The organism is Onishia taeanensis (genome assembly GCF_003268885.1).
GTDB lineage: Bacteria > Pseudomonadota > Gammaproteobacteria > Pseudomonadales > Halomonadaceae > Onishia > Onishia taeanensis_A.
On sequence record NZ_QLSX01000009.1, the window covers coordinates 101,240 to 127,731 of the forward strand.

Annotated in this window: 27 protein-coding genes; 17 read left to right on the top strand and 10 right to left on the bottom strand. The window is 59.1% G+C overall.

Annotated features, from left to right (window positions below):
- Positions 1 to 133 precede the first annotated feature (133 nt).
- The 3 genes from BCL93_RS12810 to argC all read right to left on the bottom strand — a co-directional run bounded on the left by BCL93_RS12810 (position 134) and on the right by argC (position 2,614).
- Positions 134 to 898, bottom strand: coding sequence for a transporter substrate-binding domain-containing protein (locus tag BCL93_RS12810; RefSeq protein ID WP_112055655.1), 765 nt, complete (start codon positions 896 to 898; stop codon positions 134 to 136).
- Between the two features lie 104 nt (positions 899 to 1,002).
- The gene (gene erpA, locus BCL93_RS12815; protein WP_112055656.1) at positions 1,003 to 1,365 is read right to left on the bottom strand and encodes an iron-sulfur cluster insertion protein ErpA; all 363 of its coding nucleotides are present in this window, start codon (positions 1,363 to 1,365) and stop codon (positions 1,003 to 1,005) included.
- A gap of 214 nt (positions 1,366 to 1,579) precedes the next feature.
- Positions 1,580 to 2,614 carry an N-acetyl-gamma-glutamyl-phosphate reductase gene (gene argC / locus BCL93_RS12820; RefSeq protein ID WP_112055657.1) on the bottom strand — a complete coding sequence of 345 codons (1,035 nt, stop codon included), beginning with the start codon at positions 2,612 to 2,614 and terminating at the stop codon, positions 1,580 to 1,582.
- A 149-nt stretch (positions 2,615 to 2,763) separates the two neighbouring features.
- On the opposite strand from argC, the gene BCL93_RS12825 reads away from it, so the two are divergent.
- From BCL93_RS12825 to BCL93_RS12875, 12 genes are all read left to right on the top strand, one after another.
- Positions 2,764 to 4,515 carry a chloride channel protein gene (locus tag BCL93_RS12825; RefSeq protein ID WP_112055658.1) on the top strand — a complete coding sequence of 584 codons (1,752 nt, stop codon included), beginning with the start codon at positions 2,764 to 2,766 and terminating at the stop codon, positions 4,513 to 4,515.
- Positions 4,516 to 4,568: 53 nt separating this feature from the next.
- Positions 4,569 to 5,000 (top strand): protoporphyrinogen oxidase HemJ, encoded by a 432-nt coding sequence (gene hemJ / locus BCL93_RS12830; RefSeq protein WP_112055659.1) that lies wholly within the window; start codon positions 4,569 to 4,571, stop codon positions 4,998 to 5,000.
- The gene (gene thiD / locus BCL93_RS12835; RefSeq protein ID WP_112055660.1) at positions 5,000 to 5,848 is read left to right on the top strand and encodes a bifunctional hydroxymethylpyrimidine kinase/phosphomethylpyrimidine kinase; all 849 of its coding nucleotides are present in this window, start codon (positions 5,000 to 5,002) and stop codon (positions 5,846 to 5,848) included. Before hemJ ends, thiD begins: the two co-directional genes overlap by 1 nt.
- A gap of 2 nt (positions 5,849 to 5,850) precedes the next feature.
- A complete protein-coding gene (thiE, locus tag BCL93_RS12840) occupies positions 5,851 to 6,513 on the top strand; it encodes a thiamine phosphate synthase (RefSeq protein WP_309251233.1) in 663 nt (220 codons plus the stop codon).
- A gap of 87 nt (positions 6,514 to 6,600) precedes the next feature.
- The gene (gene hemL / locus BCL93_RS12845; protein WP_112055662.1) at positions 6,601 to 7,890 is read left to right on the top strand and encodes a glutamate-1-semialdehyde 2,1-aminomutase; all 1,290 of its coding nucleotides are present in this window, start codon (positions 6,601 to 6,603) and stop codon (positions 7,888 to 7,890) included.
- A 12-nt stretch (positions 7,891 to 7,902) separates the two neighbouring features.
- Entirely contained in the window at positions 7,903 to 9,471 is a 1,569-nt protein-coding gene (locus BCL93_RS12850) for an AAA family ATPase (protein ID WP_112055663.1), read from the top strand.
- Between the two features lie 908 nt (positions 9,472 to 10,379).
- A complete protein-coding gene (locus BCL93_RS17275; protein WP_181463096.1) occupies positions 10,380 to 10,562 on the top strand; it encodes a hypothetical protein in 183 nt (60 codons plus the stop codon).
- Between the two features lie 156 nt (positions 10,563 to 10,718).
- A complete protein-coding gene (locus tag BCL93_RS12860) occupies positions 10,719 to 10,940 on the top strand; it encodes a hypothetical protein (protein ID WP_112055664.1) in 222 nt (73 codons plus the stop codon).
- 17 nt (positions 10,941 to 10,957) lie between these two features.
- The gene (locus BCL93_RS17520) at positions 10,958 to 11,080 is read left to right on the top strand and encodes a hypothetical protein (RefSeq protein ID WP_258396522.1); all 123 of its coding nucleotides are present in this window, start codon (positions 10,958 to 10,960) and stop codon (positions 11,078 to 11,080) included.
- A gap of 126 nt (positions 11,081 to 11,206) precedes the next feature.
- On the top strand, positions 11,207 to 11,611 hold the full coding sequence (locus BCL93_RS12865; protein WP_112055665.1) for a hypothetical protein: 405 nt from the start codon (positions 11,207 to 11,209) through the stop codon (positions 11,609 to 11,611).
- A 49-nt stretch (positions 11,612 to 11,660) separates the two neighbouring features.
- A complete protein-coding gene (locus BCL93_RS12870) occupies positions 11,661 to 12,359 on the top strand; it encodes a C39 family peptidase (protein WP_112055666.1) in 699 nt (232 codons plus the stop codon).
- 77 nt (positions 12,360 to 12,436) lie between these two features.
- Complete coding sequence (locus BCL93_RS12875; protein ID WP_112055667.1) at positions 12,437 to 13,090, top strand: hypothetical protein; 654 nt, start codon at positions 12,437 to 12,439, stop codon at positions 13,088 to 13,090.
- A gap of 100 nt (positions 13,091 to 13,190) precedes the next feature.
- Here the strand turns inward: BCL93_RS12875 and BCL93_RS12880 are convergent, their stop codons facing one another.
- The 3 genes from BCL93_RS12880 to BCL93_RS12890 form a co-directional block, all read right to left on the bottom strand.
- Entirely contained in the window at positions 13,191 to 14,267 is a 1,077-nt protein-coding gene (locus tag BCL93_RS12880; protein ID WP_112055668.1) for a transporter, read from the bottom strand.
- A 218-nt stretch (positions 14,268 to 14,485) separates the two neighbouring features.
- Positions 14,486 to 15,922, bottom strand: coding sequence for a sigma-54 interaction domain-containing protein (locus BCL93_RS12885; RefSeq protein ID WP_112055669.1), 1,437 nt, complete (start codon positions 15,920 to 15,922; stop codon positions 14,486 to 14,488).
- Between the two features lie 56 nt (positions 15,923 to 15,978).
- Complete coding sequence (locus BCL93_RS12890) at positions 15,979 to 16,653, bottom strand: LuxR C-terminal-related transcriptional regulator (RefSeq protein ID WP_112055670.1); 675 nt, start codon at positions 16,651 to 16,653, stop codon at positions 15,979 to 15,981.
- Positions 16,654 to 17,061: 408 nt separating this feature from the next.
- Here BCL93_RS12890 and rdgB point away from each other — a divergent pair, with 408 nt between their 5' ends.
- The 4 genes from rdgB to BCL93_RS12910 all read left to right on the top strand — a co-directional run bounded on the left by rdgB (position 17,062) and on the right by BCL93_RS12910 (position 20,491).
- Positions 17,062 to 17,661 (top strand): RdgB/HAM1 family non-canonical purine NTP pyrophosphatase, encoded by a 600-nt coding sequence (rdgB, locus tag BCL93_RS12895; RefSeq protein WP_112055741.1) that lies wholly within the window; start codon positions 17,062 to 17,064, stop codon positions 17,659 to 17,661.
- Positions 17,658 to 18,824 carry a radical SAM family heme chaperone HemW gene (gene hemW, locus BCL93_RS12900; RefSeq protein ID WP_112055671.1) on the top strand — a complete coding sequence of 389 codons (1,167 nt, stop codon included), beginning with the start codon at positions 17,658 to 17,660 and terminating at the stop codon, positions 18,822 to 18,824. The genes rdgB and hemW overlap by 4 nt, the downstream gene beginning before the upstream one ends.
- 41 nt (positions 18,825 to 18,865) lie before the next feature.
- Positions 18,866 to 19,537: an OmpA family protein gene (locus BCL93_RS12905; RefSeq protein ID WP_112055672.1), complete on the top strand. Its 672-nt coding sequence runs from the start codon at positions 18,866 to 18,868 to the stop codon at positions 19,535 to 19,537.
- 87 nt (positions 19,538 to 19,624) lie between these two features.
- Positions 19,625 to 20,491, top strand: coding sequence for a 23S rRNA (adenine(2030)-N(6))-methyltransferase RlmJ (locus tag BCL93_RS12910; protein WP_112055673.1), 867 nt, complete (start codon positions 19,625 to 19,627; stop codon positions 20,489 to 20,491).
- A gap of 121 nt (positions 20,492 to 20,612) precedes the next feature.
- Here BCL93_RS12910 and mnmE read toward each other — a convergent pair whose 3' ends face one another.
- The 4 genes from mnmE to rpmH all read right to left on the bottom strand — a co-directional run bounded on the left by mnmE (position 20,613) and on the right by rpmH (position 24,427).
- Positions 20,613 to 21,986 carry a tRNA uridine-5-carboxymethylaminomethyl(34) synthesis GTPase MnmE gene (gene mnmE / locus BCL93_RS12915; RefSeq protein ID WP_112055674.1) on the bottom strand — a complete coding sequence of 458 codons (1,374 nt, stop codon included), beginning with the start codon at positions 21,984 to 21,986 and terminating at the stop codon, positions 20,613 to 20,615.
- A gap of 100 nt (positions 21,987 to 22,086) precedes the next feature.
- Positions 22,087 to 23,790, bottom strand: coding sequence for a membrane protein insertase YidC (gene yidC / locus BCL93_RS12920; RefSeq protein WP_112055675.1), 1,704 nt, complete (start codon positions 23,788 to 23,790; stop codon positions 22,087 to 22,089).
- Between the two features lie 111 nt (positions 23,791 to 23,901).
- The gene (gene rnpA, locus BCL93_RS12925; RefSeq protein ID WP_092525433.1) at positions 23,902 to 24,279 is read right to left on the bottom strand and encodes a ribonuclease P protein component; all 378 of its coding nucleotides are present in this window, start codon (positions 24,277 to 24,279) and stop codon (positions 23,902 to 23,904) included.
- A 13-nt stretch (positions 24,280 to 24,292) separates the two neighbouring features.
- The gene (rpmH, locus tag BCL93_RS12930; RefSeq protein WP_092388829.1) at positions 24,293 to 24,427 is read right to left on the bottom strand and encodes a 50S ribosomal protein L34; all 135 of its coding nucleotides are present in this window, start codon (positions 24,425 to 24,427) and stop codon (positions 24,293 to 24,295) included.
- 568 nt (positions 24,428 to 24,995) lie between these two features.
- On the opposite strand from rpmH, the gene dnaA reads away from it, so the two are divergent.
- The gene (gene dnaA, locus BCL93_RS12935; protein WP_112055676.1) at positions 24,996 to 26,465 is read left to right on the top strand and encodes a chromosomal replication initiator protein DnaA; all 1,470 of its coding nucleotides are present in this window, start codon (positions 24,996 to 24,998) and stop codon (positions 26,463 to 26,465) included.
- The last annotated feature ends 27 nt before the right edge of the window (positions 26,466 to 26,492 follow it).

Genomic DNA, 26,492 nt, shown 5'->3' on the forward strand with positions numbered 1-26,492 from the left:
CGGATAGATAGGGTAAAGAAGGCGTTGCCAAGGGCGCTACGCAAAGGGGTCGAGCCTAGTGACTCGACCCCTCTGCGACTGAGCCATGTCTGGCCGTTCGCAAACGTCTCAGACACGGCGACAGCTGGCCGTGTTATTCGGCGCTACCGAACCACTTTTCGTGGATCTCGTCGTAGGTGCCGTCTTCACGCATGGCTGCGAGGGCGTCGTTGACGGGCTTGACCCACTCGCTGCCCTTGACCAGGGCAATGCCGTATTGCTGGCCTTCATAGAGCGGTCCCACGACCTTGGCCCGGCCTTCACCGCGGGTCTTGGAGAAGTAGCCGACGTTGGGGGCATCGTAGAAGACCGCATCGACGCTGCCGCCGAGCAGGGCCATGTACATGTCGGAGCTGCCTGGATAGGGCGTGATGGTTGCCTCGTCGCCGAGGTTCTCGGTGAGGTAGTCGTAGCTGGTTGAGCCGATCTTGGTGCCGATGGTCATGCCAGCCAGGTCGTCGATGGTGCTGACGCTATCGTTGTCGGCGGCGACCAGGATGCGCAGGCCGCTATCGTAGTAGGGATCGGAGAAGTCGACGATCTCGCCGCGCTCGTCGGTAATGGTGATGCCGGCGATGGCGATATCCACGTTACCGGTCTGGATCGCCGGGATGATGCCGTTGAAGTCCATGGTGTTCAGGTTGACATCAAAGCCGGCGCGATCGGCGACTTCGGTGATGATGTCGATATCGAAACCGACCATCTTGCCGGAGTCGGTATCCATCATCTCGAAGGGCACGAAACTCGGGTCGGTGACCACATCGAGGGTCGGCTGGTCGGCGGCGCTGGCAAGGGTGGACATGCCAAGGCCGAGGGCAAGAGAGGAAAGCAGAGAGGCTTTTTTATGCAGTGTTGACATGAGGTTCCCCGTTTGGAAATTTTGTTTACGGAACACGCCCTTAACAATGGCGAGTTCCCGGGGAAGCGTCAAGTTGAAGAAAAATGCGCCATTTTGACGGTGATTTACACCATGAAGGAGGCGCCACAGCCACAGGTGCTGGTGGCATTGGGGTTCTGAATCACGAAGCGGGCGCCGGCAAGGCCTTCCTCGTAATCGACCGTGGAGCCGACCAGATACTGGTAGGACAGCGGGTCGACGATCATGGCGACGTCGTCGAAGGCGATCAGGGTATCGTCATCGCTGGCATCATCGGCGAAATCGAAACCGTACTGGAAGCCTGAGCAGCCACCGCCGGTGACGTAGACACGCAGCTTGAGTGCGGAGTTGCCCTCTTCGGCGATCAGCCCACGTAGGCGCCGCTGGGCGCTCTGGGACAGCTGCATCGGCTTGAGGGACCCGGGGTCAAAGGATTCGGCACCGCTCATGGAGATTCTCCCGCGGTTGATGGAATGGGGTTGATGTGGGGATTATCCCCAATCCCCAGCAAAAGGGTCAACTTTGTTAGGGATTGGGCGAAGCATACCGGACACAAGATGCCGCAAGGGCGCTGTGAATACCTCCCTGTACGCTACTTTTTCCTTCCCTGGAAAAAGACCCTTACGGCAACTTGTACCCGTGCCTCGCCCATGGGGAGGGGAATCAGGGCATCAGCGCCGGCGCCTGGAGGCCGGTCATTTCGTCGAAGCCGAACATCAGGTTGAGGTTCTGGATGGCCTGGCCGGAGGCGCCCTTGACCAGGTTGTCGATCACCGACAGTACCACCACGGTGTCGCCATCGCCGGGACGATGTACGGCCAGCCTGCAAATGTCGCTGCCCTTGACGCTGCGGGTCTCCGGGTGGCTGCCGGCGGGCATGACATCGACGGCGGGTTCGTCCTTGAAGCGGGTCTCGAACAGTGCCTGCAGATCGTCAGGCTCCTGTGTCAGCCGTCCGTACAGGGTGGCATGGATGCCGCGAATCATCGGCGTCAGGTGGGGCACGAAGGTAAGGCCCACCGGCCTCTTGGCCGCACGACCCAGGCCCTGGCGGATCTCGGGCAGGTGGCGATGACCGCTGGCGCCATAGGCCTTCATGGATTCGCTGGCCTCGGCCAGCAGCGAGCCCACCTTGGCACCGCGCCCGGCCCCGGTGACGCCTGACTTGCAGTCGGCGATCACATGCTCGATATCGATCAGGCCGGCTTCGAGCAGCGGCAGGAGCCCCAACTGCACGGCGGTGGGGTAGCAGCCCGGCACCGCAATCAGGCGTGCCTGGCGGATTGCCTCGCGATTGACTTCGGGAAGTCCGTAGACGGCCTCGTCCAACAGCTCGGGGGCGCCGTGGGGCTGGCCGTACCACGCGGCCCACTCCTCGGCGTCTTCCAGGCGGAAGTCGGCGGACAGGTCGATCACCCGGGTACCGCGCTCGAGCAGCTCGCCGGCCAGCGCATGGGCGACACCGTGCGGGGTGGCGAAGAACACCGCATCACAGCGGCCCAGCAGCTCGGCGTCCGGGGCGGTGAAGACGAGGCCCGGATAGTGGCCGCGCAGATTGGGGTAGAGCTCATCCACGGCGAGCCCCGCTTCAGAGCGCGAGGTAATGGCCGCTACTTCGACCTGAGGATGCTGGGCCAGCAGCCGCAGCAGTTCGACGCCGGTATAGCCGGTGCCTCCGACAATGCCCACCTTGATCACGATGTCCCTCCTTAGGTGCTGGCTTGGGTACTGGGTCGACCTCGATGCGGTCGAGTCTGAAGAGATGGTCCCGATATGATACACATGTCAGACAATGACAGGTGGAATCCCGGCCCCACCATGGGCCCCTTGGTCAAGGACGCGCCGACGTGCCACGCCCTCATCTTCCCGATCTGAGCCTTGCGACTTTCCGTCGCAAACTGGCCAACGTCGATGCCCTTCCCCAGCTGTGCGTGCTGGGGACAATCGCCGGGCTCGCCACCGGCAGTCTGATGGTGGGCTTTCGCCTGCTGCTGGACCTGGGGGCGCTGGCCTTCATGCCTGGGGCCGATTCGGAGGCCTTCGAGGGCTTGCCTGCCTGGTTTCGTGCGCTTCTGCCCTTGGCGGCGGTCGCGCTGATTGGGGTGGGCCTGTGGCGACAGCCCCCGGCGGCACGCAAGCTTGGTGTCGGGCATGTGATCGAGCGGCTGACCTATCATCAGGGACGCTTTCCGATGCGCAACTGGATCAACCAGTGGTGGGTCGGGGTGGCCTCGGTGCTCGGCGGGCTTTCCGCCGGTCGCGAGGGGCCGGCGATCCATCTCGGCGCGGCGGCGGTCAGCGGCATCGGCGAGCGTCTGCGCCTGCCCCACAACAGTCTGCGGGTGCTTGTCGCCTGTGGCACCGCGGCGGGCATCTCCGCCTCCTTCAATACGCCGGTCGCCGGGGTCATCTTCGCCATGGAAGTGGTGATGATGGAGTACACCATCGCCGGCTTCATGCCGGTGATCCTGGCCTCCAGCATGGGAGCGGTCGTCGCCCAGCTGGTCTACGCCACCGAGCCGGCCTTCCAGGGCTCGAGTGTGGCGCTGGATTCCTGGTTCAACCTTTCCTGGATTCTGGTCAGCGCGCTGGGTATCGGCCTGCTGTCCGGCGGCTTCATTCGTCTGGCCAAACTCACGACAGGCTTTGCTGCCTGGCCGGTCGCGGTGCGTTTGACCCTGGTGGGGCTCGCCACGGGCCTGGTGGCCTGGTGGTACCCCGAAGTGCAGGGCATCGGCTACGACAGCCTGGCGGCCACCCTGGACGGCGAGCTGGCGGTGAGCGTGCTGGTAGCCCTGGCGCTCGCCAAGCTGGGGCTGACCGCGCTCACCGTGGCCAGCGGTATTCCCATCGGCATCATCGGGCCGGTGCTGGTGTCTGGCGCTGCCGCCGGAGGGCTATGCGGTCTGCTCGGCCACTGGCTGTGGCCCGCGGCGGCGGCGGACCCGTCGCTGTTTGCCATGCTTGGTATGGCGGCGATGATGGGTGCGGTGCTGCAGGCGCCACTGGCGGCACTGATGGCGCTGCTCGAACTGACCCACAACCCCAATATCATTCTGCCCGGCATGCTGGCGGTGGTCATTTCGGGGCTCACCGCCCGTCGCCTGTGCCGCTGCGAGGGGTTCTTCATCAACCTGACCCGCCATGGCCTGCATCCTTTGCAGCAGCCGCTGGCGCAGGCGTTGTCACGGGTGTCGGTACCGGCGGTGATGGAGCGCAGCTTGGTGCGCAGCCAGCGCATGGTGAGCCGCGAGGAGGCAGAGGCGCTTTTACATGCCAAGCCGGCCTGGGTGGTCATCGTGCGCTCCCGGGATGACAAGCCGACGCTGGCGCTCAAGGCCGCGGACCTGGCCCGGGTGCTGCTTGATGATGAGGCCTGGGCCAAGGAGCAGCAGATCGACCTGCTCGAAGTGCCCGGCCAGCGTCTGGACATGGCGCCGATTCATCTCGAGGCAACCCTCAGCGAGGCGCTGGATCGGCTCAACGAAGCGCGCGTCGATGCGCTTTACGTGGAAACCTCGATGGGGCCGATCAAGCGGCGCATTTCCGGTATCATCACCCGTGAGAGTATCGAGAACTACTATCGCTACACGCCGTGAGCGGGCGTGGCCCGGCGGGCTGCTACCCCACCGATGACCTATGAGGAGTGGTTATGTATTTATGGATTCAGGCCCTTCACCTGATTGCCGTGGTGACCTGGTTTGCCGCGCTGTTCTACCTGCCGCGCCTGTTCGTCTATCACGCCATGGCGCGCGATGCCGGCGATGAGCAAGCCATCGGCTACTTCACCACCATGGAGCGCAAGCTGTATCGCGGCATCATGATGCCGTCGATGATCGCCGTGATCGTGCTTGGTGTAAGCATGCTGGCGATGGTGCCGGGCCTGATGAGCCAGGGCTGGATGCATGCCAAGCTGACCCTGGTCGTGCTGCTGATCGGCTATCACCACGTGTGCCTGGCCTATATGAAGAAACTGGCCGCCGGCACCTGTCAGAAATCTAATGTCTTCTTCCGCTGGTTCAACGAAGCGCCGGTTGTGGTGCTGGTCCTGGTGGTGATCCTGGCGGTGGTCAAGCCATTTTGATGCCCGATGCCAACGAATATGGACTGCATGACACTCGCCAGCTGCCGGTGGTGCTGGTGCTGGCCGGTCACGACCCCAGCGGCGGCGCCGGGCTAACCGCGGATGCCGAGACCATCGGCGCCTGCGGTGGCTGGCCGCTGACCATCCCCACGGCACTGACGGTGCAGAACAGTCGCGATGTCAGCGCCGTCATGCCCTGTCGCGGCGATGACATGCGTGCCATGGCCGCCGCACTGAGCGAATTCACGGTCTCCGCGATCAAGGTGGGGCTGGTGGCGGATCTCGAGAGTCTGGATGCGGTGGTCGATATCGTGCGTCGCTACCCCGGCGTGCCGGTGGTGGTCGATCCGGTGCTGCGCGCCGGCGGCGGACGCGAGCTGAGCTCCGCCGAGCTGATCGATGCCTTTCATGAACGGCTGCTGCCGCTGGTGGATATCTTGACGCCAAACCGGGGCGAGCTGACGCGGCTTACCAACTCCTGTTGGCAGAATGATACCGATCGCGCCATCGCGCTGATGGCCGCAGGATGCCAAGCGGTGTTGGTGACCGGGACAGACACGCCGGCGGCGGTAAGCGCCGCCGACAAGGTTGTCCACACCCTGCATACGCCGGACAATGGCCGTCAGTGGCAATGGCCACGCCTGGCCGGTAGCTTTCACGGTTCTGGCTGTACCCTGGCCTCGTCCTTGGCCGCTCATCTGGCGGCCGGCGAGAGCCTGATTCAAGCCTGTGCGCTGGCTCAGGAATACACTTGGCAGACGCTGCGCCATGGCTGGCGCCCGGCCGATGGACAGACGTTGCCACGTCGCCTGTGGCGCCATCCGAGCCCTGCCATCACTTCGGAGTGATGATGATCGAGCCTGACTGGACTCATGGCCTCTATGCCATTACCGATGCGGCCTTGCTGCCGGAGGACGAGCGCCTCTTCAGTGCCTGCGATGCTGCGCTGCGCGGTGGCTTGGCACTGCTGCAATACCGAGACAAATCCGGCGACGGCGAGAAGCGCTGGCGCCAGGCCAGCGAACTGGCGGCTCGCTGTGCGACGTTTGAGGTTCCGCTGATCATTAACGATGACGTGGCGCTTGCCGCTCGCCTGCGCTCGGCCGGCCACCGGAGAGTCGGAGTACATCTCGGCCAGCAGGATGGCCATGTGGACGGGGCTCGCTATCGACTGGGGCCCACGGCGATCGTCGGCGTCACCTGCCATGCGCGGCTGGATCTTGCCGAGCGGGCCGCGGCCGAGGGTGCCTCTTACCTGGCCTTTGGGCGCTTCTTTGACTCCCGTACCAAACCTTCTGCGCAGCCAGCATCGCTATCGCTGCTCGGCGAGGCCGGGTGTTTCGGCCTGCCGCGGGTGGCGATAGGTGGCATCGCGGCCGATAACATCGCGATGGCGCGCCGGGCCGGCGCTGATCTCGCAGCCGCCGTGGACGCGGTATTTGGCGGTCAGGATCCCGAGGCGCGCGTTAGTGAGCTTAACCGTCGATTGACCGCGGCAGCGCTTGATTCATAGCTTATCCACAGGGCACTCACCGAAAGTTATCCGCAGTGTCCAGAGACTTATCCACAATATTCGCTGCATCAGACCCGAGAGGCTTCCATGACCACCTCAGCAGAGCTCTTCGCACAGGCTTGTCGCCACATTCCGGGCGGCGTCAATTCGCCGGTTCGTGCCTTCAAGGGCATGGATCGTCCGCCGGTGTTCATCGAGCGCGCTCAGGGCGCCTACCTGCATGACGTCGAGGGCAAGCGCTACGTCGACTACGTCGGCTCATGGGGGCCGATGATCACCGGGCATGCCGATCCTGACGTGCTGGGCGCGGTGCGCGAGCGCCTCGACATGGGGTTGTCCTTCGGCACCCCGACGGCCATCGAGACCCGCATGGCCGAGCTGATCTGCGAGATCATGCCGTCTATCGACATGGTGCGCATGACCAACTCGGGTACCGAGGCCACCATGTCGGCGATCCGTCTGGCGCGTGGCTATACCGGGCGTGACAAGATCGTGAAGTTCGAGGGCAACTACCATGGCCACTCCGACTCGCTGCTGGTCAAGGCTGGTTCCGGCGCCCTGACCCACGGCGTGCCGAGCTCGCCGGGCGTGCCGGCTTCGCTTGCCGAGCACACCGTGACCCTGCCCTACAACGATATCGATGCGGTGGAAGACTGCTTCGAAGAAATCGGCGACGAAGTGGCCTGTATCATCGTCGAGCCGGTGGCCGGCAACATGAACTGCATTCCCCCGCAGGAGGGCTTCCTCGAGTCGCTTCGCCAGGTCTGCGACCGTCATGCCTGCGTGCTGATCTTCGATGAGGTCATGACCGGTTTTCGGGTCGCTAAGGGTGGTGCCCAGGCGCACTTCGGGGTAACTCCGGACTTGACCTGCCTGGGCAAGATCGTCGGCGGTGGCATGCCGGTGGGGGCCTTCGGCGGCAAGCGCGAGGTGATGGAGCAGCTCTCGCCGCTGGGACCGGTCTATCAGGCTGGCACGCTGGCCGGTAACCCGCTGGCCATGGCGGCGGGCATTGCACTGCTGACCAAGATTCAGGAACCGGGCTTCCATGACGCCCTGACCCAGCGCGTCGATACCCTCTGCGACGGCCTACAGGCCCGGGCCGATGCTGCTGGCATCGAAATGATCACCCAGCGGGCCGGCGGCATGTTCGGGCTGTTCTTCACCGCCCAGTCACGGGTCGATAACTTCGCGCAGGCCACTGCATGCGATGCCGAGGCGTTCCGCCGCTTCTTCTCGTTGATGCTCGACGAGGGAATCTATTTGGCCCCCTCGGCCTATGAGGCCGGCTTCATGTCCAACGCTCATACCCCGGAAGACATTCAGGCTACCCTGGATGGCGCCGAGCGTGCCTTTGCCGCCATGAACAAATCCTGAGGAGGCATCTCGGTGAGCGATGTCCTGATCCAGGCCCTCCGCCAGGCGGCCTGCTATGACCATCCGGTGGGCGATATCGAGATCCATGAGACGCATATCTCATGGATCCTGCTGACCGGCGACTATGCCTACAAGATCAAGAAGCCGGTCGATTTCGGCAGCTTCCTGGATTTTTCGACCCTGGAGAAACGCCACGCACTCTGCGAGCAGGAGGTGCGCCTCAATCGGCGCCTGGCGCCGAGTCTGTACCTGGACGTGGTGCCGATCTGCGGTTCGCCGCAGGCCCCTCGCCTCAACGGTGACGGTGTGCCTTTCGAGTATGCGGTAAAGATGCGCCAGTTCAGCAATCGTCACCTGTTCAGCAACCTGCAGGCCGAAGGTGAGCTCTCGATGGAGCTGCTCGACGACCTGGTCGATCAGCTGGTCGACTTTCACGAGCAGGCGGACAGGATCGAGACGGCGAGCCACCATGGCAGCGCCGATTCGACCCGTGAGATCATGGCCCGAGAGTTCTCGCTGATCGGCGAGCGGCTGCCGGATCCTGACGATGGCGAGCGGCTGAAGGCGCTTAAGGAGCGGGTCAACGAGATGGAAGCGCGGCTGGCGCCGGTGTTTGCCGAGCGCCATCGTGAGGGGTTCGTGCGCGAGACCCATGGGGATATTCATCTGGGCAACGCAGTGCGCCATCAGGGTCGGGCGCTGCTGTTTGATGGTATCGAGTTCAACGATGCGCTGCGCTGGAACGATGTCGGCTGTGATCTGGCCTTCCTGTTAATGGATCTGGAGGCTCGCGGTGAGCTGATGCTGGCGCGCCATGCGCTGAATCGCTACCTGGAGCTTTCCGGCGATTACGCGCTGGTGCGGGTACTGGATTACTACAAGATCTATCGTGCCCTGGTGCGTGCCAAGGTCGCCATGCTGCGCTATGCCGCCCCCGGCCTAGCCGACGATGAGAGGACGTCGCTATGGTCTGAGTACCAGCGCCACTTGTCGCTGGCCGAAGGCTACAGCGAGTTCCGCTTCCCCTACCTGCTGATTGGCGTCGGTGTATCGGGCAGCGGCAAGAGCCGCTTTACCGGCGAGATGGTCAGGCGTCTGGGCGGCGTGCGCCTGCGCTCAGACGTCGAACGCAAGCGTCTGTATGGATTCGCTCCACAGGCCGATAGCCAACAAGAGGGTGTGGATATCTATACCCCGGAGGCGACCGAGCGGACCTACCTGCACCTGGCGCGTCTCAGCGGCACTCTGTTCGAGGCGGGGCTATCGGTGTGTATCGATGCCACCTGCCTGAAGCAATCACAGCGTGAACTGCTGGCGGATCAGGCCGAGGCCCGAGGACTGGCGGTGATGATCATCAGTTTCGAGGCCGACGAGGCTACCCTGCGGTCACGCATCGAGAAGCGGGCACGACTGGGGGGCGATCCATCCGAGGCGAGCCTCTCGGTGCTCGAGCGTCAGCTTGAGCACTTCGAGCCCTTCAGCGAAGAAGAGCGCCGCCACCTGGTCCATCTGGATACGACCGCCAGAAATGCCAGCGAGACGCTGGCTGAACTGATCCATCAGCACATGAACCACCTCTGAAACGCCACGCCCTACGAAGACGTCGCTTGCCTATTTACAAAAGTATACGACGTTCTTCACCGCATTGTTTCCACTAGATTTTCCCCTCTCCACCTGGCTGTAGTCGGTGCCTGGTCTGCCAGGCGCCGACTTTTTGTATCACCAATGCATCATTGGTGGTAGCAACTTAATTTATTGAATTAAATAATAAACTGAGATTACTCCAGCGCTCTGCCATACGTTGGGTTGCAAGGATGAAACACTTTCCAAGCCAGCTGACGCCCGCTTTGTAAGGCTGTGTCGGGGTATCCTGGCCTAGCGCGATTTTATTTCCTGATACTTACAGTGATTTACAAACCGTTTCACAAGTTCTGGCACGCATTATGCCCTGTGAATAACGACTGCGAATGAATGTCGCCAGCCACTGACCGCTACAGGTTCTTTGACGAGTCATGGTTCGCAGCGAGAAGCAAGGGATCATATCCAGAGTGGAGAAACGGTCATGAAGAATTATGTAATCGCAGGTACATCAATGCTAGCCCTGGTAATGGCGATTTCCGCTGCACACGCCAACCCGAGTGCAGGTGTTGCCGAGAGAGCAGACCAGACGGTTAATTCAAATGCTACGTCAGTTGGCGGCAGCAGCGGCAGCGCCAATGGGGGGGGAGGCTTTGGAATGGGCTTTGGGGGCAGCTCCTCAGGCGGTGATTCCGATAGCAGCCTGGACTTGGACGATAGGAATAACACCTCAGGTCTGAATGCCGGCGCTGGTGGTACTGGCGGTTCAGGGTCTGGCACTGGCTTGGGTGGTGCAGGTGGTACTACCGGTCGCGGTGGTGACGCTTGGTCCATGAGCGAGTCCTACAACACTTCCACCAGCGTTATCTCGCTGCAGGATATGAGTTCTTCCGTGACAGGTTCTCGTATCAATGTCACCGGTGGCCGTGGCGCAGCTGGTGGTGCTGGCGCCGTCAGCGGTGATGCGGGTGCGATTAGCCTGGGGCTGGGTGCTGGCGGTGAAGGTGGCAACGGCACCGGTGGCAAGAGTGGCTATGCCGATGCCAATGGTGGTAACGGTGCTGCTGGCGGCGATGCCGGCGGGATGGGCGTAGGCATGGGGCTAGGCGCTAGTGGCGAAGCCGAATCTGAAGCCGGCTCTGGCTCTATGGCGGGTGGTCTTGCCTCAAGCTACAACGATGAAGATATGTCTCGCAGCACCCAGACCAGCCGGTCTGACAATGGGTCCAGCTCGGGTGCGACAGCCGGGAATGCCTCTTCTGGTGACGGCACCGGTGCTGGGACTGGTTCTGGCACAGGCACCGGTGGGGCCGGCGGTAACGGCGCTGCTGCAACTGCCTCAACCGGCGGCGGCGGTGCAGGCAACGGCGGCGGCGGCGGCGGCGGCACTGGCACTGGCGGAGCCGCAACGGCTGCTACCGGTAACGGTGGAGCTGGTGGTGCCGGCGGCGCTGGCGGAGCGGCTCTGCTGAGCACCGGCGCAGCCAACGTGAATGTCGCGGCTGGCAACTTCGGTGGCATCGCCAACATGAACGTCTCGACCGGGATCTACAACTCCCAGCTGGCCGGGACCAACGTGGCAGCGCACAGCAACGTCAACATCGGCAACTGAGGGTTGGGTTCGACCGGCATGACGTCGGAACGAACTCCTCCTGAGCAGTAACTGATAACGGCTGGCGGGGCTTGCTCCGCCAGCCCATTGCTCATCAAGAGTCTTCATAGCAAGGAGTGCCAGGCCATGTGCGCAGTCCGTGTTTCTTTGCCTCGGTACAAAGCAATCCTCATCGGTGTTGGGCTAGTCGCTGCTACCGGTATGAGTCAATTGAGTTATGCCGACGCCTCCGCTTCATCTACCTCTACCGGCTTCGATGATAGTAATAGTCTCGGCATGGAAGAAATGCAGGAAGCAAGAGGACGGGAAGGCATTAACCTCACCAATGTACAGAGTATCCAGAACATTGATACATCGGTGGACACGACCAGTTTCAATGTCTCCGGTGATGTCGTAACAGGTAGTGTCAACATCCAGGCAGACTCCCTGAATAGTTACAGCGGTGTCGGTGTGTTCAACATCACGACGGGCAATGCCAATGCCGTGAGTGGTGCGGTCGGTATAAGTGTTTACATCGCAAACCCCCAGTGATGGTTACGCCATTGATTGGTAGCGATGATATCAAAAGGGGGAGAGTTTGATGTCGATGTTTTTTCGTTCAGCAGTGATAGCTGCTTTTTTGAGTCTAGCGGCTCAACCTGTTTTGGCTGGCCCCGTAACAATTGCCAACCCCTTCGGTTCTTTCCAGGTCAAGGCTGAAAGTCTCAATGAATTACGTTGGGAGAACGTGGTACGTCAGCAGTATGACTTCAGTTGTGGTTCCGCAGCCGTCGCGACATTGCTGACCTATCATTATGAGCGCCCTACTTCCGAAGCCGAAGTTTTCGAATCGATGATTAAGCTTGGTGATGTGGATAAGATCCGCACCTATGGCTTTTCCATGCTTGACATGAAGCAGTACTTGGATTCACAGGGTCTTAATTCTGATGGTTTCCGTGTGAAACTTGAAGATTTTATCGGGATTGGATTACCTGCCATTACCCTGATCAATACGGGCGGATACAAGCATTTCGTGGTGATCAAGGGAATGGACGACGGTAACGTATTGGTCGGCGATCCGGCGGTTGGCACTGTGGTGGTTCCCAAGGAACATTTCGAGACGCTATGGACGGGAACCGTGCTAGGCGCTCGCGAAGACATGCTGCTGGCAAAACAGTATTTCAATAACAGTCGTGATTGGCAGGTCAGACCTGACTCGCCTCTCCAAAGAGGTATGCAGCGCTCGGCGATCGGTTCGGCCATGTTGCCGCTGCCGGGGCGCAATGAGCTGGGGCGCTAGTTATCTACGATGTAACTAGCTATTAACCAGGCCCCTTACTACTGAGCAGCGGTTTATCACTACAGGAGTGGCAAACCATGGAAGCGTCAAGGAGCATCAAAAAGGGGGGCTATCGCAAGTTGCATGGAAGCGCCCTGACAGCGTTGGTATTGGCAGGCCTTGTGTTAGTGCCTGCCACAGTGGAAGCAGAGAGCTTGATTCTGCGCGAGGCAACTACGTCACCGCTTGATGAAGATATCTATACGAACTCCCATGCAGACATCATCCCCTTGGATGATATGGAAGAATTGCGTGGTGGCTTCTCGATTGGCGGTGTTGATGTGGACTTCGGTGCCACCTTGCAGACCAAAATCGATGGCATGGTTCGCATGAAGACTCAATTGGCTTTTAGCCAGTCCGGCATCAATGTCGTCTCAGAGGAAATTTCCAACCTGTCACCCAATGTCACCAGCATCAGCCCTAATGGCACGTCCGTTACTCAGGTTGCCCCAAAGACATTCAACCTGGCAGGGCTTGCAGACTTTTCCGGGGTGGCTTTTTCGGATGCAGGCAGTTTTACGGCGGCACTTCATAATATCACACGAAATGCCATCATCAGTGCCGTTGTCAGTAATGGTTCCGGGCAGAATATATCCCAGAGTATTGATGTCAGTGTGACGTTGAGAAATGCCGAAACACTTCAAGCCTCACAGGCTCAGGCAGCGATCATGCGGTCATTCGGGCGCTTTTAATATTTAGCCTTTGATGGGAACTTTCGATTTTTTATACATGAAAAAGGCCTTCTTTGAAGGCCTTTTCTTTTTCATAAACTATCATCAAACAATTAGTTTATCAGAATACATCAAAACCAAAAGGAGCACGTAGCGTCAGTGTGGTATCGGGAGCATCGTCAGTGATACCGAATTCAAGGTTCAAGCTCAGCGCGACATCGGGGTCAAGCTGGTATGACCATCCGAGTAGCATAGACCCGATGTTTAACGATGCAGCCGTCTGAGTGGTCGTAATCCCGGTATCAGGATCGGTGAACTCTGTGTCTGTTTTTCCAATAAAATCATTCTTGTAGCCTAACGTGAAGGACGACTTTTGGTTGATAGAGTAGGCCATCCCGAAACTCAGGCGAATGGCATCACCGGGATCCACTTCACCGATGACGAAGTCCCCGATTCTTTCATTGACGTCATCCTTGATATTAAAAAGATAACCGATGTTAGCGAAGTAGATGGCCGGGTCTGACGGAAACAGGATGGTAAGGCTGGGTTCAATAGAATGAAACCCTGAGCCTGTGGCCAGTTCACGCTCTATACCATCATCGGTACGATCGATCTCGAAGGGGCTCTTGCCGGTCGTTGACTTGTAGCGCAGGTTGCCGACGTAGAAAGGTCCTCCATCGAGATTACGGTTGAGCTGGTAGTGGGCAGCGACCTCGATATCACCCAAGCCATCGCCCGAGCGCGAGTTCGTCAGGTCAAAGGTGGGGTTAACCTCTGCGATGGTAGTATTAACCGTATCCTCACGGTAGACATAGGGTACCTTGAGTTCGAGCTCCAGTCGGTTGGTCACCCCCAGGCGTCCAGTGAGCGACGTCGTCCAGGTATCCCGATCAACATCTTCGGCATTCAAGGCGCCGACCAGCAGAGTGCTGAGGATTTCGACACCGCGGAAGGTAAGTCGATTGACGCTGGAGTGTGAGTACTGGAATTCAGGCTCTAGTACAAACCGGCCTTGAGGTGTCAGTACCCCCCCTATATCGGGAATAGACTGAATTTCTGGCTGTGTTTCCTGTGCAGGAGGCGGCTGCCCTACCTGCTCCATGCTCTGATCGTCAGATGTCTGGGCATATGAGGATCCAGCCACCATCATTGTTAACAGACTGGGTAAAACGATCACCCTTTTGGTCATCTCGTGCATAGTCGTCCCCTCGCCTTTCAGCCCTTTTGACCCCAACAACGTTTTGATCGTTTGGACTCGATCATGTTGGTTTGCTCGCGTTAGGTATGATGTGCTAGCTAATGATGAATGCTTATTTTCTTACATACCCTTAGGCAAGCTTAGTTCATCTATAGCCGGCCTCAAGGAATTTACGCCGAGGATAAAAAAATTATTGGAAATAATGAGTTATCTAACCACTATAAAGAGGATAGCTTTATTATGCTGGAAGGTTCAAAGGTGGTTTTCTTGGGATGACTTCCTTCGGAAGCATGACGAGAAAGATGATGCTTCTCCATCAAGCGATAGAGCGTTACACGGGAAACACCAAGCTCCTTGGCTGCTTTTTGCACCTTATACTTGTTTCTGACCAAAGCGGCATTGATGACTTCATGCTCGGCCATCTCGCGGGCCTTTTCCAGGGTGAGCGGCTCTCGCCAGTCATGACTGCGTCGTTCCAGCCCCAAATCTTCAGGCGCAATTAAACGATGCTCACACATCACCGTAGCGCGCCTCACACGGTTGATGAGCTCCCTGACATTGCCTGGCCACTGATATTGCTGCATCACGGCTCTGCTATCCTGACTGAAGCCACGGGCCCTGGTGCTAGCCTCACCTGAAAATTTATCGAAGAAATGGTCGGATATAAGTCCAATATCTTGGCTGCGTTCTCTCAAGGGTGGCACTGAGATATGTAGTACATTTAATCGATGATATAAATCCTCTCGGAACTTTCCTTCTTCTATTGCCTTGTTAAGATCGACATGAGTCGCCGCTAATACCCTTACATCTACTGATATTTCAGCTGTATCACCAATGCGCTGTATCTTATGATCTTCTAAAAATCGTAAAAGATTAACCTGCATTTCGAGCGGCAGGTCCCCTATTTCATCTAGGAAAAGCGTTCCTCCTTGAGTTGCCTCGATGCGTCCAATCTTGCGTTTCACCGCTCCTGTAAAGGCCCCTTTTTCATGGCCAAAAAGCTCGGATTGAATAAGGTGGGTCGGCAAGGCACCACAATTGACAGCATTGAAAGGGCCATTTCTACGTAATGAAATCTCGTGAATGCTTCTGGCTGTCAGCTCTTTCCCTGTTCCGGACTCGCCATTAATAAACACTGGAGCATCGACTGCGGCCACTTTTTTGATGTTACAAAAAAGCCCCTGCATCGAGGCTGTGTTCCCCAACATTTGTAACATGCTACCGTGCTTCATTCCCTCGCGAGGGCTTCTTCCACTATTTGATTTCCTTAACATTGACATTGTCTTGCAGCGAACTAATGAAACGATAATGTCTTCAGTGGAATCGTGTTGCTCGTGAAAGACGAAAAGATTGCGTAATATAAACGTCTCGAGTACAGCATTATCTTCTAAAGAAGACGATCCAGATCTCAGCCATCCGACCCATTCTACATCGGGATAGGCATTGATGGACTCTTCAATCGCAGATAGCACGCCTTCATCAGAGCTGAAGATAGGTATCAGTCCGATAGGTATGTCACTTTCATCGCTCTGTGACTTGACTGCCAGCTCAGCAGATGAAATGCCTACCCAGCCCTTTTCCTTGAGAATACGAAGCTTCTCCTGAATATGTGGAGAGCATTCCTGAGGGAAAATGAAGAACTCAGGTGAGTCCATTCGATTCACCTTTATCTTTAAAAACGAAGGTAAAGCCGGCTATTTGGGGTCTTTGCTCAAGCGCCTTTGAGAATTTTTTTTAATGGGGCAGGGCTGGTCGCCAGGTTCTGTCGTGCCCAGTTCATTGCCTGAATACGATTGTGGACCTTGATTTTCTTGAAAATATTGTAAAGATGCGACTTCACGGTATGTTCGCTGACAAACAGTTTGTCGGCGATATCGGTATTAGAGGCACCAGAACTCAGCAGGCTGATGATTTCCATTTCACGGTGCGTCAGCCCGCAAACCGGGCGATACGCATTGCGCTGCTGCTGCCGGTAGAAGTTTATCAGCCGTGCCATCAGACTACGCGACATCCAAAGGTCGCCTTCGATGAGTCGATTGATCCCCTTGCAGGTCAACAGCAAGCTATCGTTACGGTAAAAAACGCCCTGCAGGTGGAAGGCAGCCAGTAAGTCTGCAGCGTGATCCTCGTCGCGAAGGTTCAGGGCCGCGAGTACCACGGTCTCATCCTCCAGTGACAGGTTGTGCCATTGCTGAATGGCCTCTTCGGCCACATGATTCATGTCCAGCAATACGATGTTCTTGCTACTGCCCTCTGGAATGACTTGTGCATCCGGCGGCAGGGCAGTGACCGTCTCCTCCAACTGCTCATGGATATAGTTGATGAAGAGCTGAGACTGCGGGTTGCAGTCTGTGACGAGCAGGATTGAAGTGCCTGGATGATTCATGACCTGTACTCCGGCGAAATTTTCATCATCCGATAGGATGAAGCCTCATCTGATCTAATATATAGCTGATCTTGCACCTAAGCGTTGCTTGTTCCTGCCAATTTGTAAAGTTTAGTTACAAAAAGGGCTTTTAGCTGCCGTCCAGAACGGGGATTGCGAGCCGCCATAACTGTCTTATTAATTTATATATATCAATTACTTAGTCTATTTCATCAGGTTCAGGATGAGTCGGCTGAAGCGTAACGCTGAGTTGATTTCCATAATGTAACTGATTGTGGATTTTTTTGGATTAGTGCTTTTCGATGGCTTTCATAATCTTCTCTGCCTATCCCCCTTCTCCGGCACTGGATGTCACTGGCGTAGCCAGGGGCGTAAAATGGTGGCATTTCCCTAGCAGGAGCCGAAATGATGATGACCACGCAACGACTGGTATTGGCCAGCGGAAATATCGGAAAGCTGCAGGAGTTTCATCGCCTTCTGGCCCCCCAGGGGTATGCTGTGCACCCTCAGTCAGAGTTTGAGGTGCCGGAGGTAGAGGAAACCGGCCTTACCTTCGTCGAGAATGCGCTGCTCAAGGCACGCGAAGCGTGTCGTGTTAGTGGCTTGCCGGCGCTCGCCGATGACTCTGGCTTGGCCGTGGACGCCTTGAATGGCGCCCCCGGTATCTACTCTGCTCGATATGCGGGTGAGCCGAAGAGCGATGACGCCAACAACCGCAAGCTGCTCGATGCCTTATCCGGGGTTCCCGATGGTCATCGCATGGCAAGCTATTGGTGTGTGCTGGTCTATCTGCGCCATGCCGAGGATCCGGTTCCCCTGATCGTGCAACGCAGTTGGGATGGCGAGATCCTTTCCTCGCCACGGGGTGAGGGTGGATTCGGCTATGATCCGCTTTTCTGGCTGTCATCCCTTGGCCGGTCAGCCGCCGAACTGGATGGCGATGAGAAGAACCGTGTCAGTCACCGAGGCCAGGCCATGCAGGCATTGCTGGAGCAACTGGCAATATGAGTGCTTTGCCCCCTCTCGCGCTCTATGTCCATGTCCCCTGGTGCGTTCGCAAGTGTCCCTATTGCGATTTCAACTCCCACGGTGTGGGCTATGGAGCAGACCTTCCGGAGGACGCCTACCTTAAGGCGTTGCTGGCGGATCTTGATGCCGATCTACCCTTGGCCGCAGGACGTGAGCTGGTCAGCATCTTTATCGGTGGGGGAACACCGAGCCTGATGTCGGCCGACTTTTATCGACGTTTCATCACTGAGCTTCGCCTCAGGTTGCCGTTGGCCGAGGACATCGAGATCACGCTCGAAGCTAACCCCGGTACCGTCGAGCACGATCGTTTCGAAGGGTATCGGGAAGCGGGGATCAATCGGCTCTCGCTTGGCATCCAGAGTTTTCAGTCAACCCAACTGGCCGCGCTGGGGCGCATTCACAGCGGCGACGATGCCAAGCGTGCCTTCGAACAGGCAAGGGCTGCAGGGTTTGATAATATCAATCTTGACCTGATGCATGGCCTGCCGGGGCAAGATTCTGCACTGGCGGAGAATGACCTTCAGCAGGCGTTAGCGCTTGGTCCTGACCACCTGTCCTGGTACCAGCTGACGCTCGAGCCCAATACCGAATTTCATTCCCATCCGCCGGCTTTGCCCGAGGAAGAAACGCTCTGGAACATTCAGGATAAGGGCCATGCACAACTCGAAGCGGCCGGTTTCCATCGCTATGAGATTTCGGCCTACAGTCGCCCCGGACGTGAAGCCCGTCATAACCTAAACTACTGGACCTTTGGCGACTATCTGGGCATTGGTGCCGGCGCCCATGGCAAGTTGAGCCGGCCGGGGGTACAGGGTCTGGAGATCGAGCGCCGCTGGAAGAGCCGCCAGCCCGAGGCATATTTGCGCCGCCTGAATGATCCACGCGGTTTTGTCGCCGGTCACCAGCGTATCCCTGAAGAGGACCTGGTGCTTGAATTCGCGATGAACGCGCTACGCCTGGTTGATGGCGTCCCTATGGACACCTGGATACGACATACCGGCCGCTCCCCCGATAGGTTGGAACGGTCGCTTAAGGAAGCACGTAATAAAGGATTACTTGTGGAAGATCCCTCGCATCTGCGAGCCTCTTCTCAGGGCTTGTTGTTTCTCAATGATCTCTTGGCTATGGTCAGTGACGACTAACCCAAGGTGACGAGCTCGTGACCCCAAGGAGTGTGAACCGCATGACCAAATACTTCCGCCTTGCCCTGCCGCTGGCTGCTGCCCTGACGCTTGCCGCCTGCACGACTACCAATCCCAACACCGGTGAAACCCAACGCAGCAAGACAGGTACCGGTGCCGCCATCGGTGCTGCCGTCGGTGCCATGGCAGGTATGGTCAGTGGCAGTGGTGGTTCCAGCAGCCGTGACCGTGCGTTGATCGGTGCTGCGGTGGGCGCCGCTGCCGGTGGTGGTATCGGCGCCTACATGGATCGCCAGGAAACACAGCTGCGCGAGAGCATGCAGGGAACCGGTATCGGCGTGGAACGCCAGGGTGACAACATCATCCTCAACATGCCGAGCAGCGTGACCTTCGCCTTCGATTCCAGCGACCTTACACCTGCAGCACGCTCTGCCCTGAATGATGTCTCGAACGTGCTGCAGCAGTACCCGGAGACGCGCGTCAACATTGCCGGCCACACCGACAGCACGGGGGCTGATGACTACAATCAGCGCCTGTCCGAGCGGCGTGCCTCGGCGGTGGGCAACTACCTGTCTCAAACCGGTGTCGCCGGCATGCGCCTGTCGATGACCGGCTATGGGGAAAACCAGCCTATCGCCAGCAATGACACCGAAGAGGGTCGTGCCCAGAACCGTCGGGTCGAAATCACCCTGACCCCGATGCAACAGCAGTAATACACCATCCTGCGCCTGCCCTGGCAGGCCGCATTCTGACCCGCGGGCCTGCCAGCAAGCCCGCGGGTCTTTTTCATGGATTCGACTATGCTTGCCTATCAGCATGCCTACCATGCCGGCAATTTCGCCGACGTTCATAAACACCTGACGCTTTTTGCCGTTACGCGACACTTATTACGTAAGAAATCACCTATTACGTATGTCGATACGCATGCCGGTCGTGGAAGCTATCCCCTAGACGCCGAGGAGACCCGAAAGCTCGAGGAGTACCGCCAAGGGGTGGCGCCGCTCTGGGAAGGACGGGAGGCCCTGAGAAAGAGTGATGCGTTGCTCGGCGAGTGGCTCGATGCACTTGTTCTGGCCCAGCGCGAGGCACGTCCTGAAGGTGAGCCGCGTCTCGCGGTCTATCCCGGCTCGCCCTGGTGGCTGACTCATGTCCTGCGCCCGCAGGATCGGCTCAGCCTTTACGAGCTGCACCCCAAAGAGCACGATCACCTGAGCGGGCAGGCCCTGCCTAGCAACGCCTGGCGCATCCATGGCGACGGGCTGGAAGGGCTAAAGAAGCGGCTGCCGGTCGCTACACCGCGGCTGTGCGTGCTGATCGATCCCAGCTACGAGCGCAAGGACGAGTATGCCGAGGTGGCCGCCACCCTCAGCGAGATCGGCCGCAAGGCCCGTCATGCGGTAGTGATGATCTGGTATCCGCTGCTGCCGGCAGGGCGACACCACGTCTTGCTCGACGAGGTGAAGCGGGCGGGCCTTCGCAAGCTGTGGCGCAGTGAGTTCATCCTCCAGGATCCCGGTACCGCCTCTCATGGCATGTACGGCAGCGGCATGCTGGTGATGAATCCCCCCTGGGGCCTCGATGAGATCCTGAATCAAACGATGTCGCTGAACCGTGCGCGTCTGGCCCCTCAGGGGCGCCACGAGAGTGGATGGTGGGTTGGTGAGTAAGCGGTCACTTCGGATTTGTCGTTTGTCAAAACGGGGTTCCGGCGTGCTGTTCTTCGATTAGAGCGGTCCCGGCGCGGCCGTATTGCGCGATCGCACCGGGGTCCGGCAGTGTGGCGTGTCGTCATTTACCGATGCAGAAACTGCCGAATATCTCGCCAAGCAAATCGTCGGCGCTGAACTCGCCGGTGATCTCGCCCAAGGACCGCTGAGCATCGCGAAGATCCTCGGCCAGGAGTTCCCCCGCCCCGTAGCCCGCCAGCTGGGCCTCACCGTTCTCCAGTGCCGCGGTCGCACGATCCAGGGCATCCAGGTGGCGTCGGCGGGCCGAGAAGCGGCCCTCGGTGGTGGCGGAGAAGCCCATCACCGTCTTCAAGTGCTCCTTCAAGTTATCCACACCCTCTCCGGTCTTCGCCGAAAGGCGCACCACCGGTGTGGGTGTGGATAAATCGAGTCCTGGGGCTTCCTGGCTGGTGTCGACCTTGTTACGGACCAGGGTCAGGCGGGACGGATCGGCAAGTCGAGCGACGAATTCCGGCCAGATGGTCATCGGGTCGGTGGCCTCGCTGATGCTGGCATCGACCATCAGCAGCACCCGGTCGGCCTTTTCGATCTCCGCCCAGGCGCGGGCAACGCCAATCTGCTCGACGGCATCCGGCGTGTCGCGAAGCCCGGCGGTATCGATCACGTGCAGCGGCATGCCGTCGATATGGATATGCTCGCGCAAAACGTCTCGGGTGGTGCCCTCAATAGCGGTGACGATGGCGGTGTCCTGCTCGGTCAGGGCATTGAGCAGGCTCGACTTGCCGGCATTGGGTCGCCCGGCGATCACCACGCTCATGCCCTCGCGCATCAGGGCCCCCTGGCCGGCGCTGATGCGCACCTCGGCAAGTTCTTCCTTGACCGCGGTGAGCATTGCCGCGACCTTGCCGTCGGCCAGGAAGTCGATTTCCTCTTCGGGGAAGTCGATGGCCGCCTCGACGTACATCCGCAGCTCGATCAATCGCTGAACGAGAGCATCGACCCGGGTCGAAAACTCGCCCTGCAGCGAGCGCAGGGCGTTTTCGGCGGCACTGCGAGAGCTGGCATCGATCAGGTCGGCGATGGCCTCGGCCTGGGCCAGGTCCAGCTTGTCGTTGAGGAAGGCGCGCTCAGAGAACTCGCCTGGCCGGGCCAGTCGCGCACCCTGCTGCACACAGCATTCGAGCAGCAGATCCATGATCACCGGACCGCCATGCCCCTGCAGCTCCAGCACGTCTTCGCCGGTGAAAGAATGTGGGCCCTCGAAGTAGAGGGCGATGCCTTCATCGATCACACCCTCTTGGCCTCGGAAAGGCCCGTAGTGGGCCTGGCGCGGGCGGGGCAGGGCATCCAGCATGTGCCGAGCGATCGCTGCGCACAGCGGCCCTGAGACGCGCACAATGCCTACACCTCCGCGTCCGGGTGGGGTGGCGAGGGCGACGATGGTGTCCTGGGTATAGAGACGACTGGCGGCCATGGTGACTCCGGTGACAAGGTCACGGGATTGTCCCGTGAAGGGTGCAGAAACGCCAGACCCCCGCCGGGGCGGGGGTCTGGGAGCGTGGCGGTGACCAAGATCACTCTCTGGTTTTCATGCCTTTGCCAACGCTTGGGTCGTTCTCGATGTTGCGCGTGATGAACCACTGCTGAAGGATCGAGATACTGTTGTTAACCACCCAGTAGACCACCAGGCCAGCCGGGAACCACAGGAAGAAGAAGGTGAAGATCACCGGCAGCATCTTCATGATCTTCGCCTGGGTCGGATCCGGCGGCGTCGGGTTCAGCAGCTGCTGCACGAACATGGATGCACCCATCAGGATCGGCAGGATAAAGTAGGGATCCTTCACCGACAGGTCCTGCACCCAGAACATGAAGGGCGCGTGACGCAGTTCGACGGATTCCATCAGCATCCAGTACAGCGCGATGAACACCGGCATCTGGATCACGATCGGCAGACAGCCCCCCAGAGGATTGATCTTCTCCTTCTGGTAGAACTTCATCATCTCCTGGGACATCTTCTGGCGATCATCGCCGAACTGTTCCTTGAGACGCTGCATCTCGGGCCCCAGCTTGCGCATGCGGGCCATCGACTTGTAGGCCTTGGCCGACAGCGGGAACAGGGCCAGCTTGACCAGCATGGTCAGCACCACGATCGACCAGCCCCAGTTGCCGAGCAGGTCATGGATGTGGTCGAGGAGCCAGAACAGCGGGTTGGCCAGGAACCACAGCCAGCCGAAGTCCACGGTCAGCTCCAGGTGAGGCGCCACGGCCTCGAGGCGCTCCTGCACCTTCGGTCCCATGTAGACGGTGGCGCCGAGATCGGCTTCGCCGCCCGGTGCCAGTGTCTGCAGCGGCCCGGCGAAGGCGGCGACGTTGCGCCCACGGGAGTCGGTCGCGGCGTAGTAGAGGTTCTGCTGGCTCTGCTGGGGGGCCCAGGCCGTGGTGAAGTAGTGCTGGATCATGGCAACCCAGCCGCCCTCGACGTCACGGTTATTGAAGCTGCCGTTCTGAATCTCTTCGAAATCCACCTTCTGGTAGTGGTTTTCCGGCGAGGAGTACGCCGCCCCCAGGAAGGACTTCATGCCCATGCCGGAGCCGGTGCTCGGATCGGCACTATTGTCCCGGGCCAGCTGACCGATGAAGCGCGCGCTGACGGGCTCTTCACGGTCATTGTTGAGGAAGTAGTTGACCTTGACGGCGTAAGTATCGCGCTGGAACGTCAGGCGCTTGGTCACATCGACGCCGTTGACCGTGGCGCTGAGCTCTACCACCACACTGTCGTCGCCTTCGCTGAGGCGATAGTCGGTCTGGCTCGGCGTGAAGCCAATCCGTCCTTCGTGCCCCTCTAGCTGTAGGCCCGATTTGGCGACGAAGCTGCGATTCGCGTTGTCGGAGAGCAACACGAAGGGCTGGTCAGAAGTATTGGTCAGCTTGTGATCGAGCAGGGCGGCATAGACGATATCGCCGCCTTGCGGATCGATGCGTACGTCGAGCACGTCGGTGGTCACGGCGACCAGTGCACGGCTGTTGTCGTTGGCAGCCGCTGGATCACTCATGTTGCCGGTAAGATCCGATGACCCTTGCGGGTTCGAAGAAGTCGTCGGTACCGACAGGCCCGACGCCTCATCGGGGTTGTCCTGGCCAGTGGGTTCGCCACTGGTGGCAACCGAGGGCGCCTGAGTTTCTGCGGTGACCTGGCCGTAGTCCTGGTTCCACTGTACGACCAGCAGGTAGGCCAGTACGGCGAGAGGAATCAACAGTAGGAGTCGTTTTACGTCCATGAGGGTCCTGCCCGATGGAAAATGAACATTCTGCAGTGCAGTGATTGTTGCCCCGTTAATACACACGAAAGCCTGCCAGGGGCAGGCTCCGAGGATCGCCGGTGTGTCCGATCAGGACAGCGAGGTCGACTGCTTGCGAACGTCTTTTTCCAGACGCCGCCACATGCCATGAAGCTGGCGATGCAGAGTGTCATTATCCAGCTCATGAACGCCGCGCCGGGCCAGGACGATGATGTCCACGGCAGGTAGGCGATGCTGCTGGTGACGAATGGATTCACGCACGAGGCGCTTAAGACGGTTGCGATCGACGGCTCGTCGCACGGTCTTCTTGCTGAATACCATGCCGACTCGAGGGTGGCCAAGCGGGTTATGACAGGCGAGAGCCAGCATCCCCTTGCCGTGAACCTTGAGTGACGCATGGTCGAAGACGTGACGGTATTCCCCGGCGTTCAGCAGGCGCAGCGACCGGGGAAAGTCCTGATGGGGCAAGTGCAATCTGAGATCACGCGCTCAGACGCTTGCGACCCTTGGCACGACGACGTGCGAGGACGGCGCGACCATTCTTGGTGGCCATGCGTGCACGGAAGCCATGGTTACGCTTGCGCTTGAGGACGCTGGGCTGAAAGGTGCGTTTCATAACTATTGATTCCCACGTGGTTAATTGGACATGACGTCTAATTGGCGAAGCCCTGGCTCCGACGGGGAACCCGGGTAGATTCGGCTCAAGACCGGGAATTCTAGTGAATTCGCCGTCTCGGTGCAATTTTTCCGTCGACCTCTCGTGGTCTTTTCTCCGCTATCGCCGCTGCAGTGGCATCGAGTGACCGGTCACCCGGCAAGCATCCGCAGGTGCTTAGAACACGATGACTGCTTCAACAACTATTGTTAGATCTTCTTACTGATGTTGTTACTAATAGTGGGGACAATATTTGTGGATAAGTCAGGATAAGTCATCTATTACAGTTTTTTATACTAGCGACAAGCCTGTGTGCAAACGGTCAATGTAAAGAGGACATCCGGGGGACAGGCTGATGACAAGATCAAGAGCTGTCCACAACCCAAGGTTTCCCTCAGGTTCATCCAAGAGTTCTTCAGTGGACAGGCGCATGGTTGTCCACAGGGAGAAATCCATGCCCCGCCATGTGGATAACCCGAGCCTCGAACGCTACAATGCGGGTCTTTCGTCAACCGGTTGGTGAGGTCGCGTGTCTGTCGCTCTTTGGCAACAATGTCTGGATTACCTGCAGGACGAACTGAGTTCCCAGCAGTTCAATACCTGGATCCGTCCCTTGCAGGCGGAGGAAGGGGAGTCCAACGAGCTTTGCCTGTTGGCCCCCAATCGCTTCGTCCGTGACTGGGTCAGTGACAAGTACGCCAAGCGCATCAGCGAACTGATGCGTGAACTGTCTCCGGCGAAGCCTCCCAAGGTGTCGCTGACGGTGGGCAGTCGGCGAGCCGCTCCGGCGCCTCAACCCCGTGAGCTGGGCAATCCGGTTTCCGCCGGGTCGCGTCCGGTGCAGGCCGCACCGGCGGTGCATACGCCGCCGCGGGGCGATTTCGCCGATGAGCGTGAGATTGATCAGATGCGTGATGAGGGGCCCCGGCGGCCTGCCGGCAACGCCCGCCAGGTACAGGTCGAGGGTAGTCTCAAGCATCAGAGCGGCCTCAACCCCAACTTCACCTTCGAGACCTTCGTTGAGGGTAAGTCGAACCAGTTGGCCCGTGCCGCTTCTCGCCAGGTGTCTGAGAATCCCGGTGGCGCCTACAATCCGCTGTTTCTGTATGGCGGCGTGGGTCTGGGTAAAACGCACCTGATGCACGCGGTGGGTAACCAACTGGCCGGCCGCAGCGAGAACGCCAAGGTGGTTTACCTGCATTCCGAGCGTTTCGTGGCCGACATGGTCAAGGCACTGCAGCTCAATGCCATCAATGATTTCAAGCGCTTCTACCGCAGCGTGGATGCCCTGCTGATCGACGATATCCAGTTTTTCGCCGGCAAGGAGCGTTCCCAGGAAGAGTTCTTCCATACCTTCAATGCGCTGCTTGAAGGCGGCCAGCAGATGATCCTGACGTCCGACCGTTATCCCAAGGAAATTAGTGGGGTGGAGGAGCGGTTGAAGTCACGGTTTGGTTGGGGGCTGACGGTTGCCATCGAGCCGCCGGAGCTTGAGACCCGGGTCGCGATCCTGATGAAGAAGGCCGATCAGGCCAAGGTCGACCTGCCCCATGATGCGGCCTTCTTTATTGCTCAGAAGATTCGCTCCAACGTGCGTGAGCTGGAAGGGGCCCTCAAGAAGGTCATCGCCGACTCCCATTTCATGGGCAAGACGATCACTCAGGATTTCATTCGTGAGTCCCTGAAGGATCTGCTGGCCCTGCAGGACAAGCAGGTAGGGGTCGACAACATCCAGCGCACCGTCGCCGAGTACTACAAGATCAAACTGTCTGATCTGCTCTCCAAGCGTCGCTCGCGTTCGGTGGCGCGTCCCCGCCAGGTAGCCATGGCCCTGGCCAAGGAACTCACCAACCACAGCCTGCCGGAGATCGGCGACGCCTTCGGCGGGCGAGATCACACCACGGTGCTGCATGCCTGCCGCAAGGTGCAGGCGTTGCAGGAAGAGAACGCGGACATCCGCGAAGATTACAAGAACCTGTTGCGCCTGCTGACCAGCTGATGGCCGCCGACCGGTTACCTTCGCATC